The following is a 14,358-nucleotide window of genomic DNA, read 5'->3' as shown; positions in this document are numbered from 1 at the left end:
GTTAAGGAGTCATCCAACGTATCGGATGTTTGGCAAGTGCCTCATCCCAATCGGCCGGAGGAGCTTGATTGCACAAGATATAGGATACATCCTCCAGATCGCCGAGCTTATACGGGAAACGATGTCCAAGCTTCGTATAATCAGCCGTTACAATAACCTCCGTCGCATGGGAGATCGCCTTGCGGGATACGGCGGATTTGCTTTCGTCGAGGCTGGTAAGACCGGCTTCGGCATGAATGCCATCAACGGAAATGAAAGCTTTATCGATATAATAATGGCCAAGAGCCGTTTCAGTCATCGAACCTGCGCATCTGGCATGCAAGGAACTGATTTCTCCGCCGAGAAATAAGATTCGGCCATCGAAACGCCCTTGATTCTGTTGTTCCATCAACAGTGCTGCAGCGGGAAATGAATGAGTCAGCACCGTCAAGGCGGTTTGGGTCAAATGCGGAATGACCGTCAGCAGCGTCGTTCCTTCATCGAGAAAGATCACATCTCCATCCCGAATGAGGCCGGCCGCTTGCCGGCCTATTTGATTTTTCTCCTCGCGCTTCAGCGTCATCCGCTCCAAATAAGGCGGTTCCTCGTAACTGACGGATGGCTTAACAGCGCCGCCGTACACCTTCTTCAGCTTCGCTTGCCCTTCCAGCTCATCCAAGTACCTGCGCACCGTTTCCTTCGATACGTCAAATAGCTGCACCAATTCCGAAGAAGACACATTTCCGTTCTGCTCAAGCAGGTCCAGTATCTTCTGTTTGCGTTCCTCGCCGATTAGCGACATTGTATCGGTTACCTCCAGGTCAAGTGCTTTACTACTTGTCATTTTAACAGAAAAATCGGCAGGAAATTCTCCTGTATATCCAAATCAGGCGCGATTCGTTAAAATAATTGAAAAGGGGAGATGAAGGCATGATGCAACCATCAGATAGCGTTACCATTATGACATTCAACACTTGGCTGGGCGGCGAGGCCGTTCATGACGGGGTGAACAAGATTGCCCGTGCGGTCGAGCTTTCCGGAGCGGATATTGTAGGTTTTCAGGAAACGCCGGATCCGGGGAAAGCCGTAGCGGAGAAGCTGGGCTGGCATTACTATCAGAACCAAGAGGGCCGTGCGAACTGCAGCGTGATTAGCAAATATCCCATCATCGAAGCAGGTCACGTGGAGGGGATGAGCGCGATACTCACTCATATTCAGCTGCCTTCCGGACAAGTCATTCTTGTCGCCGATGCCCATCTGTATTATGATCCTTACGGTCCGTATTGGGCTTTGTTCGATAATAAACCGACAGACGAAATTGCGGTGATGGAGCAAGAGGCTCGGGGCAGAGAGCTGGCGCTGGTGCTGCGTGATCTTGCCCCTCATCTGGCATCGGACATGCCGCTGTTCCTCATGGGCGATTTCAACGCGCCTTCCCATCTGGATTGGGGCGATGATACGAAGTCGCTGCATGACGGTTATGTCGTTCGATGGCCGGTCAGTGCAATGGCGGAAGAAGCGGGGCTTCAGGATTCGTACCGCATCGTGCATCCCGATCCGGCAGCAATGCCAGGCCTTACATGGTCGACAGTACACACGCCGGAGCACCCTTGGGGAGATAACCCGTTTGAGCCGCAGGACCGCATTGACTTTATCTACTATCATGGTTCCCGCGTGAAGGTTGTGAGCTCCGACGTGTTTGTCGTCGGAGAGCCGAAGGGGTTCGGCAATCATGAGGATAACGAGTGGCCGTCCGATCATGCGGCGGTCGTTTCCACCTTCCAAATCGTAACGCCGTAAAGATATTAGGGGAATCGCTTCAGATTCCGAGTGGAGTGCATAGGGAAATGGGAACGCCATATTCTGCTATTCTAACGTTAATGGTTACGGCCGGCGTCATAAATGTCATTATGGGGATTTACGTCTTAACGAATCGCGCGAGTCAGTCCATGTCGAAGACATTTGTCGCGCACTGCTTGCTGTCTGCGATTTATATATTCGGCTCCGCGCTGGAGCTGTCCGCCGGTTCACTGGAAGAGATCACATTCTGGATTAAGGTTGAATACATCGGGATGCCGTTTCTTCCTCCCATCAATTTGCTGCTTATTATGTATTTTCTCGGCATGGACCGCTATTTGAAGCCCGCTCTGCGCTTGGGATTGTTCCTCATGCCGCTTGTTACCGTCGGGCTCGTCATGTCGAACGAGATGCATCATCTCTATTATCAATCCATCACGATAAGGCCGGAATTAGGGTTCCTGAAGGTCGATCTGAACGCAGGACCTTGGTATATTATCCAAGGCGCGTACACGTTCGGTTGTATGTTCGGCGGCGTTGCACTGCTGCTGCTCTACTGGAACCGGATGAAATCGGCTTATCGGCTTCAGCATATTACGATGTTAGTAGGGCTGCTGCTGCCGCTTGCGGGTGATTTTGCTTACCTCGGTAATTTGACGCCGCAAGGGATTGACCCGATTCCGGTCATCATGGCAGGGACCTCTGCGCTGTATATGTGGGCACTCGCTTCGCGAGGCTTAATGAACGTGGCGCCGATTGCGCGGGATAATCTGTTCGAGAGCATGAGTGACGGCGTACTCGTACTGGACATGAATAATCGGCTGGTCGATTACAACCCGGCCGCCGCGCAGGTAATGCCGCAGTTATCGACTTATTTACTTGGGCGATCGATCGAACCGTTATGGCGCCAGCATTCGAATGACAGCACCCTTATTGAGGGAACGGATTCACAGAGCTTGCAAGAAACGTTGTGGGAGAAAGACGGACAGTCCTACTACTACGATATACGGGTTTCGGTTGTCAGGAAGAAAGGCGGTCAGGAAACAGGCAAGCTGATTGTGCTCATCGATGTATCTGAACGGGTTCGGCTGCAGCAGCGATTGCATGAGCTTGCTTTTCACGATGGCCTTACGGGGATCTATAATCGGACGCATTTCTTACAGCTGAGCGAGAAGCTGCTTGGGGAATCCTTATCGAGCGGGGAGCCGATTGCGCTGTTATTATTTGATATCGACCACTTCAAACGGATCAATGACACCTATGGACATGATATCGGTGACCGAGCGCTCCTTCACGTAGTTGGTATATGCCGCAAGGTGCTGCGCACGGAAGACGTGCTTGCTCGCTATGGTGGGGAGGAATTCGTCGTGATGATGCCGGGGTTGTCATTGGAGGAAGCAGAAGCTGCGGCGCACGAGATTCGTAATGAGCTTGTCAGGGAGCAGATGGCGTTACCGTTAGCGCCGAATGGATTCATAGCTGTAACGGCGAGCTTTGGGGTTGCTGTGGTGAATGGTGAAGCCAATACGGACAGGGACTGGGACGATATGAAGCAGCTGCTGAAGGCAGCCGATCGCGCCTTGTACGAGGCCAAGCATGCGGGACGTAATACGGTACGTGTTGCGAACCATGCTGTCAGGGTATAAAGACGAAAATGTAGAGTAAGCCAAGCCGCTGCTAAAGCGGCTTTTTGCTATTTGCTGGACGCCTTTTCACAGATCGTTACGAATTCTTGTGATTGTAATCACATCGACTGCATGAGGCGTCCTTGTATACTTGGATTATTCCAAGTGACGAAAGCGAGGAACAAGCCATGCTAAGCAAGCAAACCATCGACATTATTAAATCAACCGTTCCGGTATTAGAGGTGCACGGTACGACCATTACGAAACGATTCTATCATCTGCTGTTTACCGCTCATCCCGAGCTGCTTCATATGTTCAATCATGCGAATCAAACCAAGGGCAGGCAGCAGACGGCACTGGCCAATGCGGTCTATGCCGCGGCGCTCCATATCGATAAGCTGGAGATGATTCTGCCGGTCGTGAAACAGATTGCCCATAAACATCGGAGCTTGGGCGTTAAAGCGGAGCATTACCCCATCGTCGGGCAAATGCTGCTTACAGCGATCAAGGATGTGTTAGGTGAAGCGGCAACGGAGGAGATTCTGAACGCATGGGCGGAGGCTTACGGAATCATCGCGAATGTCTTCATCGAGACGGAAGCCGAAATGTACAAGCAGGCCGAGCAGCAAAATGGCGGTTGGGCGGATTACCGGGCATTTCGTGTGCATAGGAAGGTGCGAGAGAGTGATGTTATCACATCCTTCTATCTGGTGGCGGAGGATGGAGGCCAACTTCCTGCTTTTGAACCGGGGCAGTATGTGAGTGTTAAGTTGCAAGTTCCCGGTGAAACATACACGCATATTCGTCAGTACAGCTTATCTGATGCACCGGGTAAACCGTACTATCGCATCTCGGTCAAACGCGAAGAGGCGTTTCCGGACAAGCCCGAGGGGAAAGTCTCCATGTACCTGCATGAGCAGGTCAACCAAGGAGATGTGCTGCAGCTTTCGGCGCCTGCAGGGCACTTCACGTTAGATGTCGCGGATACGAGGCCGGTTGTCTTGATTAGCGGAGGTGTCGGGTTAACGCCGCTAGTGAGTATGCTATCCACCTTGACCGACAGCTATTCGGATCGTCCGGTTACCTTCATTCATGCGGCTCAGAATGCCAATGTGCATGCCTTGCGATCCGAAGTGGAGGAGATCGCGTCACGAGCTCCACAGGTATCCTTGTATTGGTGCTATAACAAGCCAACAGAGGATGACCGTGCGGCGAAGGCTTATCATAAAGAAGGTTATATCGACCTGCCATGGCTTCAAGACGTCTTGTCGACGAAGGATGCGAGCTTCTACTTCTGCGGTCCGGAGCCGTTCATGAGAATGGTGTACGGCCTCTTGAAGGAGTGGGGTGTCCCCACAGCGGATATTCATTATGAATTCTTCGGAACGGGCGGCAGCTTGGAAGAGGCACCGGATAAGTCGGCGGCTCAACCGCAGGAAACAGCTGCTGCGCAATAGTGAGGGCGGGGTTACTTGGTTTCGCCTTCCGATTGGCTGCGCAGCAGCCGATTGATGGTTTCCCTGCGCAGCCCGAGAAATTGACCGATCTCATCTTGGGTCAGCACATCGGTTAGGGAATAGGGAGAGATGTAAGCTTGAAACCAAGTCTGCAGCTTACGCAGCTTCTCTGCTGGCGCAACCTCGGTTAATTGGTCAATGCGCTGCTGCATCATGCGCAGCTTGTCCTGCAGCTTGAGGGCGATGTCGCGACATTGCGCCGGATTATGCGCAAGCTCTTCGTACCACATCTCGGCGGGTAAACAATCGACTTCGCAAGTGACGAGTGCAATGGCAGTCCCGTAGTAAGGATTAGGGCTGATTAAGGAATGATGCGGGATGATTTCGTCTGGTACAATAATATTGACCAAGATCTGCGAACCGTCCTGATGGACGCGAACGATCTTCAGTAAACCGCTCTTTAAGTGATAGAGGGGGCCGGATTCCCCTTGACGGAATAGGGTTTCGCCTTTGTGTATGATCATCGTTACCTCGTGAATGCCGGCGCTTGCCGGCATTTTTTTATTTTAGTATAACCGATCTAATGCGGACCTGACCTAACGGGCGTAAGCATGTACATCGATTCTTCGACGGCTGCGGTATTCGCTGGGCGAATCACGATGGGGTTCCATGCGCCGGCTACTTGCATGTGTAAGGTATGATCTGCGATGGAACGGACAATTTCAATCATGAAGCGGCCATTGAAATACACGGTAACGTCTTGTTCGGCGCTGCTGCTCACGGCATCAACTTCCTCGTAGACGTCGCCAATTTCAGCTGTCCGGGCTGTGAGGGAGACGGAGTGGGGAGAGCGTGTATACAGCTTAACCACGTTGCTGTCACCTGCTACTATCGCGACTCGTTCAAGAGCATGCAGCAGGTGCTTGGTGTTAAAGCTAAGTTCAATATGGTGAGCGGCGGGTCTCATAACCTTGTCCAGAGAAGGAAAAGCCCCTTCAATGAGGGAGGATTGCTGATGAAAATTAGCGGTTCGAAGGGTAATTGTGCGTTCGCGCTCGCCAATACTGATGTCTGTCGTTGCCTCGTCATCCTGCAGCATTTTGGCAAAATCGGTTAAATGTTTCCCCGGAATAATGACAGGTGCGCTTGGCTTGGATGTGTGCGAGATATAGTCGGTTGTCGATTGGAAGGAGAGCTGAACGCCATCGGTCGCCACTAGCTGCAGATGATTACCGTGGAAGGCGTATAGTACGCCTGTCAGTACAGGTCTGAATTCGGAAGCGGCAACGGCAAAATCAACCTGTTTAATGAGCCTCTTCAAATGGCCGTTCGAGATCCGAATGCCGGTCCGTGAGCTGTCTGTTGCTGTTGCTGCTGTTGCTGTGCTGAGCGGGTAATCTTCAGCATCCATGCCGTTTAAATGATAACGCGATGACGAAGAAGTAATGGTGAGGGTTAATCCGGTGAGAAGTGCAAGCTGAATCGAATCCACTGCCTGAAGGCTGCGAACGATATCGACTAAATAACGCGCAGGAACGACGATGCGGCCGCTCTTGCGAATGATGGCATCGACTTCATGTGCCGGAATGAAGGATGTCAGCATCATGCCCATGCTGCCTGCAGTGACGGTTATTCCTGAGGAATCGGCGGTTAGCAGGATGCCGGAGAGGATCGGAATCGTACTCTTGGAGGAAGCGGCATGAGCGACAGCTTGAAGCGCGCGAAGCAGCAGCAGTCGATTTACTTGAACGAACACGAAACCCTCACCTGCCTTCCGAATGTTCATTGTGTAAATACGTTTCGATCATGCCCCTCAGCGCCTCGGATTTGGAGCAGGATTTCGCTATGCAGTGAGCTTCAAGAGCCTGCCACACCTCTGCGGATAAGGTTAGAGAGACCTTCCTTGTTTCCCCGAAGCCTTTGCGTCCGGCCCCTTCGCGAGAGCCACCCTTCGAGAAAAGCATGGACATCTGCCCTTCGTGGTTAGGTATGCCGAGCTTTATGTTTTTGGAAGAAGGAGTAGGAGGAGAGCTCATGATGAATAGCACCGCCTTATTATGAATAAGGTTACTTTAATCAATAATGACATAATTTAACTGTAGCATAAGGTGCATTCAAGTGGCAATAAATAACTTGTACCCTCACGTTTCCACTCTCTATACTTAGAGTAATTTACTGCAAGGGGGCCGCTAAGATGAAACAGAACAAATACGATGATCCGGACTTCTTCGCCAAATACAATCAGATGCCTCGTTCCATCGGCGGGCTGGAGGCGGCCGGGGAGTGGCCGGCACTGCGAGCGCTTATGCCTGTCCTGGAGGGGAAGCGGGTGCTTGATCTGGGCTGCGGCTTCGGTTGGCATTGCCGGTATGCCCGTGAGATGGGGGCCGGTTCTGTTATCGGTGTGGATCTGTCCGAGATGATGCTTGCACGTGCTAAGGCGTTCGAGCATGATGCGGGGATTGAGTATCATCAGCTTGCGATAGAGGACATCGCGTTCGCCGCTGAACAGTTCGATGTCGTCATTAGCTCGCTCGCTCTCCATTACGTCGAACGGTTCGATATCGTCTGTCGCAAGATCCATGAGTACCTTGTGCCCGGGGGCAGCTTTATTCTTTCGGTGGAGCATCCCGTGTTTACCGCGCGCGCTGCACAGGACTGGCATTACAGTGCCGAAGGGGAGAGGCTGCACTGGCCGGTCGACGATTATCAACAGGAAGGCATGCGGCAAACGAGGTTTCTGGACAATGATGTGGTGAAATACCATCGTACGGTTGCAACGATCATTAATCAGTTAATCGAGGCTGGCTTCACCATCAGGAAGCTATCTGAGCCGCAGCCTACACCGGAAGCGATCGCTGCCTATCCTGATATGCGGGATGAAACCCGTCGTCCAATATTTCTACTGATTGCAGCGGAGAAGTAGTGTTCTGATAGCATACAAAGAAGCTGTCCCAGCAGAGTGTCTGATGACTCTGCTGGGACAGCTTTTTTGGTCTAGACAGGGGGATGGTGGTACTTCGATCGATCACGGTGAAGATAATGTTGCATGGAATGCAACATCTATTCATCTGGAATGCCTAATTTGGTTTAATGTTGCAGAATCTGCAACTTTAAACGTGAAATAGCTCTCAAATGGCGATCCGAGAAGAAATTGTTGCAGCAAATGCAACATTCTCTCTGTGAGGCTGATAATCGGGCGGAAATGTTGCACAATTGGCAACTTTAACCCTACCCGTCCAGAGCGCCGGTCATCCGCAGCGGGCCGCGGCGCATGATACGGGACATAATCTGTGCCATTTCGCGCGGGGTATAAACCATCCCGGTTTCCAGCCAATGCTGCACGACGCCAAAGTTGGCGGAAATAATATAAGCTGTGAGAAAATCACGCGGCACGAGCAGTTTCTGATCTTCAGGCTGCAGCATCATCAGCTTGTTATAGAGATGCTTAAGCATGAGTTCTTTGTACGTGACGATAAAAGAGGGATCACCTTTGGGTCCCATCATAACCCTGAAGAAATCACTGTTCTCCCTTAAGAAACCGAAGACATCCACCATGAACGGATAAGGCTCATCACGTTCCACATGCTGGATTAGAAGTGCCGGGTCGGCTAGCTGAATACAGGCTTCGAAGCCGCTCCATATCTCTGTTTTGCATTGCTCCAGCAGATCGAATTTATCGTGGTAGTGCAGGTAGAAGGTTCCCCGATTAAGTCCGGCTTTGAGCGTTAAGTCCCGAATGGTAATCGCCTCGAAGCCTTTCTCCTCAATAAGTTCAATCAGTGCGCTGCGCAGCATGTCTTTCGTTCGCTCAATGCGGGGATCGGTTTTCTGAGTCATGCGTTCTAGCTGCTCCTTTCTGTAATGAAATATAAATGTAGGATGAATTTTGGCTCCTAATGAACAGCGGCATTCTCATGTGTTGAATAAGCAACAGAAGCTTCTGATCTTGATTATTGAGTTCTGCCCTAAAATCATTATAATAAACACGGTGATCATTATTCAACACGATGTCCATTATAAGGTGGTGGCAAGTTTGCATAAAAATTTTTTGAAGCAGAAATTAGTGTGGATTGGCGCGGTTGCTGTACTGGCTGTGCTCATGGTGTTTGGGGTAGCGATGATTGGACCTGCTGCCGGAGCGGCTCCGAAAGAGCTTCCGCTTGCGCTGGTTGTCTTGGATCAGCCGGCAGATAAACCCGATGGATCCCAGTTGGCCGTCGGTGAGATGTTAAAGGAGAAAATGACGCAGCAAACACAGCTGCCGATAAAGTGGGAGATCGTAAGCTCCAAGGAAGAAGCACTTGCAGGGATCGATGATCAAGCCTATTATGGCGCATTGATTCTGCCGGCTGATCTAAGCGCAGGCCTGCTTTCGCTGCAGTCCGCTGCGCCGCAGCCTGCACAGCTGCAGATCTATGTGAGCGAAGGGAAGAATGCGCAGGTAGCAGGCACGGTGAACATGCTGCTGCAGACAGCGATGCAGAAGATCAGCAGTCAGCTGTCGACGCAGCTTCTGGCAGAGATCGGCAAGCACGCCGATGCCATTCCGGTAAAGTCCGCCGGAGCGCTGCTGGAGCCGTTCACGGTCAGCTCGCAGATTGTGCATCCTGTAGGTGCTAACAATGCCAGCGGTAACGCGCCGCTGCTGCTCACACAGATGATGTGGCTAAGCTGCTTGGCAGTCAGCATTACGTTGTTCTTGGCGTCCCAGCAAGCGGTGAAAGCCGGCGGCGGTCATATGCGTATCGTATTGACGAAGCTTGTGATGGGCCTCGTAATCGTGACAGGCGCAACGGCCTTTCTTGTATGGATGTCTGGCTCCTGGTATGGCATGGAGCTATCGGATCGGACGCAGCTTTGGTTATTCCTTTTGTTAGCCGGGGCGGCATTCTTCCTGTTTCAAACAACCTTACTGCGCTGGATTGGCATGCCGGCGGTTCCGCTCATGGTGCTGCTATTCTTCTTCTCGATGCCTGTTATTAATATGGCACCCGAGATGCTGCCGGCTGTTGCGAAGGATTGGCTGTACAGCTGGACACCGCTGCGGTTTGTCGCAACGGGCTTGCGCTCGGTGATGTACTTCGACGGTACGAACATGAACGGCACGTACCGGGTGCTTGGCTGGTTGTCCGGCATTTGTATGCTGGTTGCCGCCGCATCGGTGCTTAAACCGAAGAAAGTAGCAGCAACTCTAGATCGTTCTATGTAAGTGATGTCTACCTCTAAAGTGACTAAATCGGAATTCAGGTATTCCGGTTTAGTCGCTTTTTTTCTGCGTAAGTTATAATCGATACAGTATTCTATTGACTCTGTGGTGCACCACACGGTTTATGCTGGGAGAGGGGGGAGATTCATGTACAAGATCAGCGAATTCTCGGAAATGACCGGGCTGAGTAAGGAAACGCTGCGTTATTATGCGGAAGTGAAGCTGCTGGAGCCTGTGTTTATTGATCCCTCGAACAAGTATCGGTACTACGACGACGGCAGTTATTTTATAGCGGTGCTGCTTACGAAATTGAGACGATTCGGCTGTACGATTCAGGAGATGAGCGCGGTTATGAGCGACGAGTCCTTTGCGCATCTGGAGGGGCTGCTGGAACAGAAACGGGGCAACATACGGCTACAAATAAGGGATCTCCTGTTACAGGTCGAAGAAATTGATGAATTCCTTGCATCGGGAAGGGAGTAGTGGACACATATGCTGGCATGGAAAGAAGAAACGACGATTCACGCACCGATCGAGAAGGTATGGGACCTATTCTCAGATCGGAATATCAATCGAATTATGCCCAAGGTCGAGGAGCATACGCTCATCGAGAAGTCGGAGAAGGAAGCGGGAGCCAAGCATCGTCAGAAATACAGGGAGGGCAAGCGGGTTGAGACGTATATTGTCGACACCTTGGTCTATGAGGACCTGCCTGATTCCAAGCGAAAAACGATCCACTTCGTATTAGGCAAAGCTTTTGAGATTACGCTCACTTTCACGGTAGTGCGAGTCGATGACACACGCACGACCTTCATTTATGAAGGGCAGAACAAAGGGGTAAACTTCGTCGGACGAGCCATGCTGAAGCTCGGCAGCCAGAAGGCGAATTTGAAAGTCGTGCATGAGTTTATGGCGCTGGTGGACCAGGAAGCGAGAAAATAAAGGCATAGCCGCGTACCAAGGAAGCGCCCGCTCAAACGTGAGCGGGCGCTTCTTTTGTTATAGCGTCTGGCGAGCAAGCGGCAATTGCAAACGGGCGGGCACGTCGGCTTCAAAGTCTTCAGTGAGCTCCAGGCAAATCGGATACGCATGCAGCTGGAAGCTGACTCGATTCGGAGCATCGGGTTCCGATTCATACGGTATACCGTCGGCATCCAATCTCGATTTGACCCCTTCAAGAAAAGCGATACTGCTCACACCAAGGATTACATTCATAGCAGGCTGCAATGCAGTCATCGCGATGGGAATCCATTTGCGCGTTTTGGATACAATGACCCCATGGGCTGTTCCGCCAATGGCAAACGTGAAATTATCGTAAACTTTATCAAGCTGAAAGCCCAGTAATCGCACAAGCTGCTCGCGAAAAGCAACGACGGCGTCTGCCTCTACAGGGAAGCCCACTTCACGCAGGTAGAGGAGACCCATGGCCCCGATCGAAGGCAGAACGTCTTCCTGTACATAGGAGTGGCAGATGATTTCCAGCAAGTTGCCGTCGCCATCGCGGAAGTAGACGTTCTTGCCCGTACCGCCGAAACCATCCACGATGCGGCCGTCCGGCCACTTGAGGAGAGCGACATTATGATCACCTAGCCAGTTTACCGCTGCATCGAAGCCGGACGTCGCCACTTCGAAAGCGATATGCGCCGGAGCGGTCGGCTCCGATCCTTCCGTGAAACATAGCGTGACCGAAGGTGTTGGCTGAAAGTGGATCTCGGTGTCCGACTCATAGGAAACGGGAAAAGCAAGCTGCTCGTGGTAAAACTGCTTCACGCCTTGAATCGAGAAGGTTTGCAGCTGCAAACGAGAGAAATGTGTCACCATAACCATCCGCCTCCTTATCTATACTTATAATACATTTATGTATGTAAAGTTGGCAATCCTTAACATAAAAAAAGCGGCGCAGAGGGAATCCTCTGCGCCACTCGTATTATGCCGCTACTGCAGCGGGCTGCGTGCGACGAGCTTGTTTGCGAATCAAGAAGGTGAACGGCAGCGCAGCTACTGCGATATACGTTGCTACCATGAAGACGTCATTCACGCTCATTGTAAAACCAAACAGCGGGATGAGATTTGCGCTCTCTGTACCGGCCGTTGTCAGCTCCGTCACATGCGTAATGGTATGCGAGGCGAGCAGGGAAGTGAATAACGCGATGGCGAAGGAGCCGCCTACGTTACGAATCCAGTTCGTTACCGAGGATGCATGCCCAACCATCTGAGGTTGAATTTCCTCCATGCCCGCTGTGCTTGTAGCAGCCGCAGCGAAGGATACCCCGAGGTTGCGCACCGCCATCCAGAAGATAATATACAGGTGCGAAGTGTCGTTATGCATATGCGTCATTTCATAGCTGCCAATTACGATGAGCACGAGTCCGCCGATCGTTAACCATTTGGCGCCAAAGCGCGGATAGATTTTACCGGCAAGAGGCATCGTAAGCGCCATGATTAAGGAAGATGGAAGCAGGATCAAACCTGTGTCCATCGGTGAAATTTGCTGAACGTTCTGCAGGAAGAGCGGAACGAGCAGCGTTCCCGAATATAGGCTAATTGTAATGATCGTGTTGGCGAGTAACGTGATAGAGAAACGGTAGTTGCCGAATACCCGCAGGTCGAGCAGCGGATTAGTTGTACGAAGCTCGCGCCAGATGAACAAGACGAGCATGACGGCCCCGAGTACGAAGAGCCCCACTGTTTTGCCGGAATCCCAGCCCCATTGACGACCCTGACTTAATGCAATCAGAAGGGATACGCTGCTGAGGACGACCGTAGCCAGACCGAGCTTATCCAAGCTGGTGGCCTTGCCAATGCGATAATTCGGAATCATCGCGACAATAAACACGATGGCAATAATACCGATAGGCACATTGATGAAGAACAGCCAGCGCCAGCTGAACTGCTGGATGAGCCATCCGCTGATCGTTGGTCCAAACGCAGGCGCAAGCATGGCCGACAGTCCCCAGATACTAACGGCGAAAGGCTGCCGCTCCTTCGGGATCACCTGGAAGATGATCGTCATCGTTGCAGGCAAGACCAGACCCGTAAAGATACCTTGAATGATACGGAAGGTAATCAGAGAACCGATCCCCCAGGAGAAGCCGCATAATATGGAGAACACGACGAAACCGACCATGGCATACAGATATAAGTTCTTGTAGCCGAACCGGTTCCCCAGATAACCTGTGAGCGGAGCGACGGTACCTAACGAAAGCATAAAGCCGGTCAGCGTCCACTGCACCGTACTCAGGCTTGCATCAAAGTCTTGCATAAAGATCGACAGCGCGACGTTAATCGTGCTGATACCCAGAATACTGAGAAAGGCGCCAAAGAAGATCGCGATCATGATGGGCCAGAAACGAACATTCGGTACAGATGAATGATCCATGAATATAATTCAACTCCAATCGTAATAAAGGCCGTTGGCCTACTGTAGAGTTGATCATACTGCAATACTCAGACAAAGTAAACTGCTTTTCTTATTTTCAGTTTACTTTGTCTATTTTGTTTATTTTCATGTTAAGTTTGTGTATACTGGGAAGGAAGAAAGTGAGTGTGAGCGCTTTATGGAACCGACAGGCGAAACGCAAAGCTGCCGTTACACCGATGAGTCCACGAAGGATAAATACGTGATCAAGCTGCTGCATCCCATCAAGACGAACGGGTTTCAGGGACTTCGTATGGATGACATCGCGAAAGCCATGGATTTGTCCAAAGCAACGTTATATAAGTATTTCACTTCCCGCGATGAAATTATTGAACGATTAACTGCACTCTTTATCAAATATATTGTTTGCGCTGAAGCGAAGCTTGCGGAAGGCGACAGTAAAGCCTACATTGATGGCTTTCAGTCCGCATTCGCCCAATCTCTGCTTGTTGCCAATTATAGTACGGAAGTGTTCTTCAACGATTTGCGCGAGGTGTATCCACAATTGATGGCTTCTCTGAATGTCGCCATTAGCGAGCGCAATGAAAGGCTGCGGAGGTTCCATGAACGCGGGATGAAAGAGGGCTATATGCATGAACTCAATGCGACGCTGCTTATCCTGCAGGACGAGCTGATGTTCCGCAATTTGCTTGATCCGCATTGTCTGATGAAGCAGAATTTGACGCTGCGAAATGCCATCAGCGATTATTATCAACTCAAGAAGCTGCAGCTATTCAAGCCTGACGTGTACGAACAGATCGATGATTCGTCGATGGTAGAACGAATTGAGCATCTGGTGCGCAAGGTTACTTACGGAGTCGCCTAATCGAAATCGAAATAGAGAAGCCTGTGGATCATCATGATTCCACAGGC

The 14,358-nt window shown here is 51.2% G+C and carries 14 protein-coding genes; 8 read left to right on the top strand and 6 right to left on the bottom strand.

All coding sequences use genetic code 11. The features are described 5' to 3' along the window. Nucleotide 1: 1 nt before the first annotated feature. Nucleotides 2-781: a DeoR/GlpR family DNA-binding transcription regulator gene (locus tag BLW29_RS13725; RefSeq protein WP_177186624.1), complete on the bottom strand. Its 780-nt coding sequence runs from the start codon at nt 779-781 to the stop codon at nt 2-4. A gap of 128 nt (nt 782-909) precedes the next feature. Here BLW29_RS13725 and BLW29_RS13720 point away from each other — a divergent pair, with 128 nt between their 5' ends. The 3 genes from BLW29_RS13720 (at nt 910) to hmpA (ending at nt 4,858) form a co-directional block, all read left to right on the top strand. Beyond that, the gene (locus BLW29_RS13720; RefSeq protein WP_090980378.1) at nt 910-1,779 is read left to right on the top strand and encodes an endonuclease/exonuclease/phosphatase family protein; all 870 of its coding nucleotides are present in this window, start codon (nt 910-912) and stop codon (nt 1,777-1,779) included. A 47-nt stretch (nt 1,780-1,826) separates the two neighbouring features. Continuing rightward, entirely contained in the window at nt 1,827-3,422 is a 1,596-nt protein-coding gene (locus BLW29_RS13715) for a histidine kinase N-terminal 7TM domain-containing diguanylate cyclase (protein WP_090980376.1), read from the top strand. 167 nt (nt 3,423-3,589) lie between these two features. Next, nucleotides 3,590-4,858 (top strand): NO-inducible flavohemoprotein, encoded by a 1,269-nt coding sequence (hmpA, locus tag BLW29_RS13710; RefSeq protein ID WP_090980675.1) that lies wholly within the window; start codon nt 3,590-3,592, stop codon nt 4,856-4,858. 11 nt (nt 4,859-4,869) lie between these two features. On the opposite strand, the gene BLW29_RS13705 is transcribed toward hmpA, so the two are convergent. Then, complete coding sequence (locus BLW29_RS13705) at nt 4,870-5,382, bottom strand: Crp/Fnr family transcriptional regulator (protein ID WP_090980374.1); 513 nt, start codon at nt 5,380-5,382, stop codon at nt 4,870-4,872. A 56-nt stretch (nt 5,383-5,438) separates the two neighbouring features. Next, nucleotides 5,439-6,614, bottom strand: coding sequence for a DNA polymerase III subunit beta (gene dnaN, locus BLW29_RS13700; protein WP_177186623.1), 1,176 nt, complete (start codon nt 6,612-6,614; stop codon nt 5,439-5,441). A gap of 438 nt (nt 6,615-7,052) precedes the next feature. Here dnaN and BLW29_RS13690 point away from each other — a divergent pair, with 438 nt between their 5' ends. Then, nucleotides 7,053-7,784 carry a class I SAM-dependent methyltransferase gene (locus BLW29_RS13690; protein ID WP_090980369.1) on the top strand — a complete coding sequence of 244 codons (732 nt, stop codon included), beginning with the start codon at nt 7,053-7,055 and terminating at the stop codon, nt 7,782-7,784. A 305-nt stretch (nt 7,785-8,089) separates the two neighbouring features. Here BLW29_RS13690 and BLW29_RS13685 read toward each other — a convergent pair whose 3' ends face one another. Continuing rightward, nucleotides 8,090-8,698: a TetR/AcrR family transcriptional regulator gene (locus tag BLW29_RS13685; protein ID WP_090980367.1), complete on the bottom strand. Its 609-nt coding sequence runs from the start codon at nt 8,696-8,698 to the stop codon at nt 8,090-8,092. A 196-nt stretch (nt 8,699-8,894) separates the two neighbouring features. On the opposite strand from BLW29_RS13685, the gene BLW29_RS13680 reads away from it, so the two are divergent. From BLW29_RS13680 to BLW29_RS13670, 3 genes are all read left to right on the top strand, one after another. Continuing rightward, complete coding sequence (locus tag BLW29_RS13680; RefSeq protein WP_256208602.1) at nt 8,895-10,070, top strand: YhgE/Pip domain-containing protein; 1,176 nt, start codon at nt 8,895-8,897, stop codon at nt 10,068-10,070. Between the two features lie 144 nt (nt 10,071-10,214). Beyond that, nucleotides 10,215-10,550, top strand: coding sequence for a MerR family transcriptional regulator (locus BLW29_RS13675; RefSeq protein ID WP_090980365.1), 336 nt, complete (start codon nt 10,215-10,217; stop codon nt 10,548-10,550). 9 nt (nt 10,551-10,559) lie between these two features. Beyond that, nucleotides 10,560-11,009 (top strand): SRPBCC family protein, encoded by a 450-nt coding sequence (locus BLW29_RS13670; RefSeq protein ID WP_090980364.1) that lies wholly within the window; start codon nt 10,560-10,562, stop codon nt 11,007-11,009. Between the two features lie 57 nt (nt 11,010-11,066). Here the strand turns inward: BLW29_RS13670 and BLW29_RS13665 are convergent, their stop codons facing one another. Then, nucleotides 11,067-11,888 carry a VOC family protein gene (locus tag BLW29_RS13665; protein ID WP_090980361.1) on the bottom strand — a complete coding sequence of 274 codons (822 nt, stop codon included), beginning with the start codon at nt 11,886-11,888 and terminating at the stop codon, nt 11,067-11,069. Between the two features lie 106 nt (nt 11,889-11,994). Further along, nucleotides 11,995-13,446, bottom strand: a complete 1,452-nt coding sequence (locus BLW29_RS13660) for a DHA2 family efflux MFS transporter permease subunit (RefSeq protein ID WP_090980359.1) — start codon at nt 13,444-13,446, stop codon at nt 11,995-11,997. A gap of 178 nt (nt 13,447-13,624) precedes the next feature. On the opposite strand from BLW29_RS13660, the gene BLW29_RS13655 reads away from it, so the two are divergent. Beyond that, nucleotides 13,625-14,311 carry a TetR/AcrR family transcriptional regulator gene (locus BLW29_RS13655; RefSeq protein ID WP_090980357.1) on the top strand — a complete coding sequence of 229 codons (687 nt, stop codon included), beginning with the start codon at nt 13,625-13,627 and terminating at the stop codon, nt 14,309-14,311. Nucleotides 14,312-14,358 lie beyond the last annotated feature (47 nt).

This window comes from Paenibacillus sp. CF384 (assembly GCF_900106745.1).
GTDB lineage: Bacteria > Bacillota > Bacilli > Paenibacillales > Paenibacillaceae > Paenibacillus_Z.
The sequence above is the reverse complement of the archived record's forward strand: the minus strand, read 5'-3'. Positions and strand labels throughout refer to the sequence as shown.

What these genes read in the sequence shown, in the direction of transcription:
- BLW29_RS13725 (WP_177186624.1), bottom strand. Translation starts at nt 781, where the DNA reads ATGTCGCTAATCGGCGAGGAACGCAAACAGAAGATACTGGACCTGCTT.
- BLW29_RS13720 (WP_090980378.1), top strand. Translation starts at nt 910, where the DNA reads ATGATGCAACCATCAGATAGCGTTACCATTATGACATTCAACACTTGG.
- BLW29_RS13715 (WP_090980376.1), top strand. Translation starts at nt 1,827, where the DNA reads ATGGGAACGCCATATTCTGCTATTCTAACGTTAATGGTTACGGCCGGC.
- hmpA (WP_090980675.1), top strand. Translation starts at nt 3,590, where the DNA reads ATGCTAAGCAAGCAAACCATCGACATTATTAAATCAACCGTTCCGGTA.
- BLW29_RS13705 (WP_090980374.1), bottom strand. Translation starts at nt 5,382, where the DNA reads ATGATCATACACAAAGGCGAAACCCTATTCCGTCAAGGGGAATCCGGC.
- BLW29_RS13690 (WP_090980369.1), top strand. Translation starts at nt 7,053, where the DNA reads ATGAAACAGAACAAATACGATGATCCGGACTTCTTCGCCAAATACAAT.
- BLW29_RS13685 (WP_090980367.1), bottom strand. Translation starts at nt 8,698, where the DNA reads ATGACTCAGAAAACCGATCCCCGCATTGAGCGAACGAAAGACATGCTG.
- BLW29_RS13675 (WP_090980365.1), top strand. Translation starts at nt 10,215, where the DNA reads ATGTACAAGATCAGCGAATTCTCGGAAATGACCGGGCTGAGTAAGGAA.
- BLW29_RS13670 (WP_090980364.1), top strand. Translation starts at nt 10,560, where the DNA reads ATGCTGGCATGGAAAGAAGAAACGACGATTCACGCACCGATCGAGAAG.
- BLW29_RS13665 (WP_090980361.1), bottom strand. Translation starts at nt 11,888, where the DNA reads ATGGTGACACATTTCTCTCGTTTGCAGCTGCAAACCTTCTCGATTCAA.
- BLW29_RS13660 (WP_090980359.1), bottom strand. Translation starts at nt 13,446, where the DNA reads ATGGATCATTCATCTGTACCGAATGTTCGTTTCTGGCCCATCATGATC.
- BLW29_RS13655 (WP_090980357.1), top strand. Translation starts at nt 13,625, where the DNA reads ATGGAACCGACAGGCGAAACGCAAAGCTGCCGTTACACCGATGAGTCC.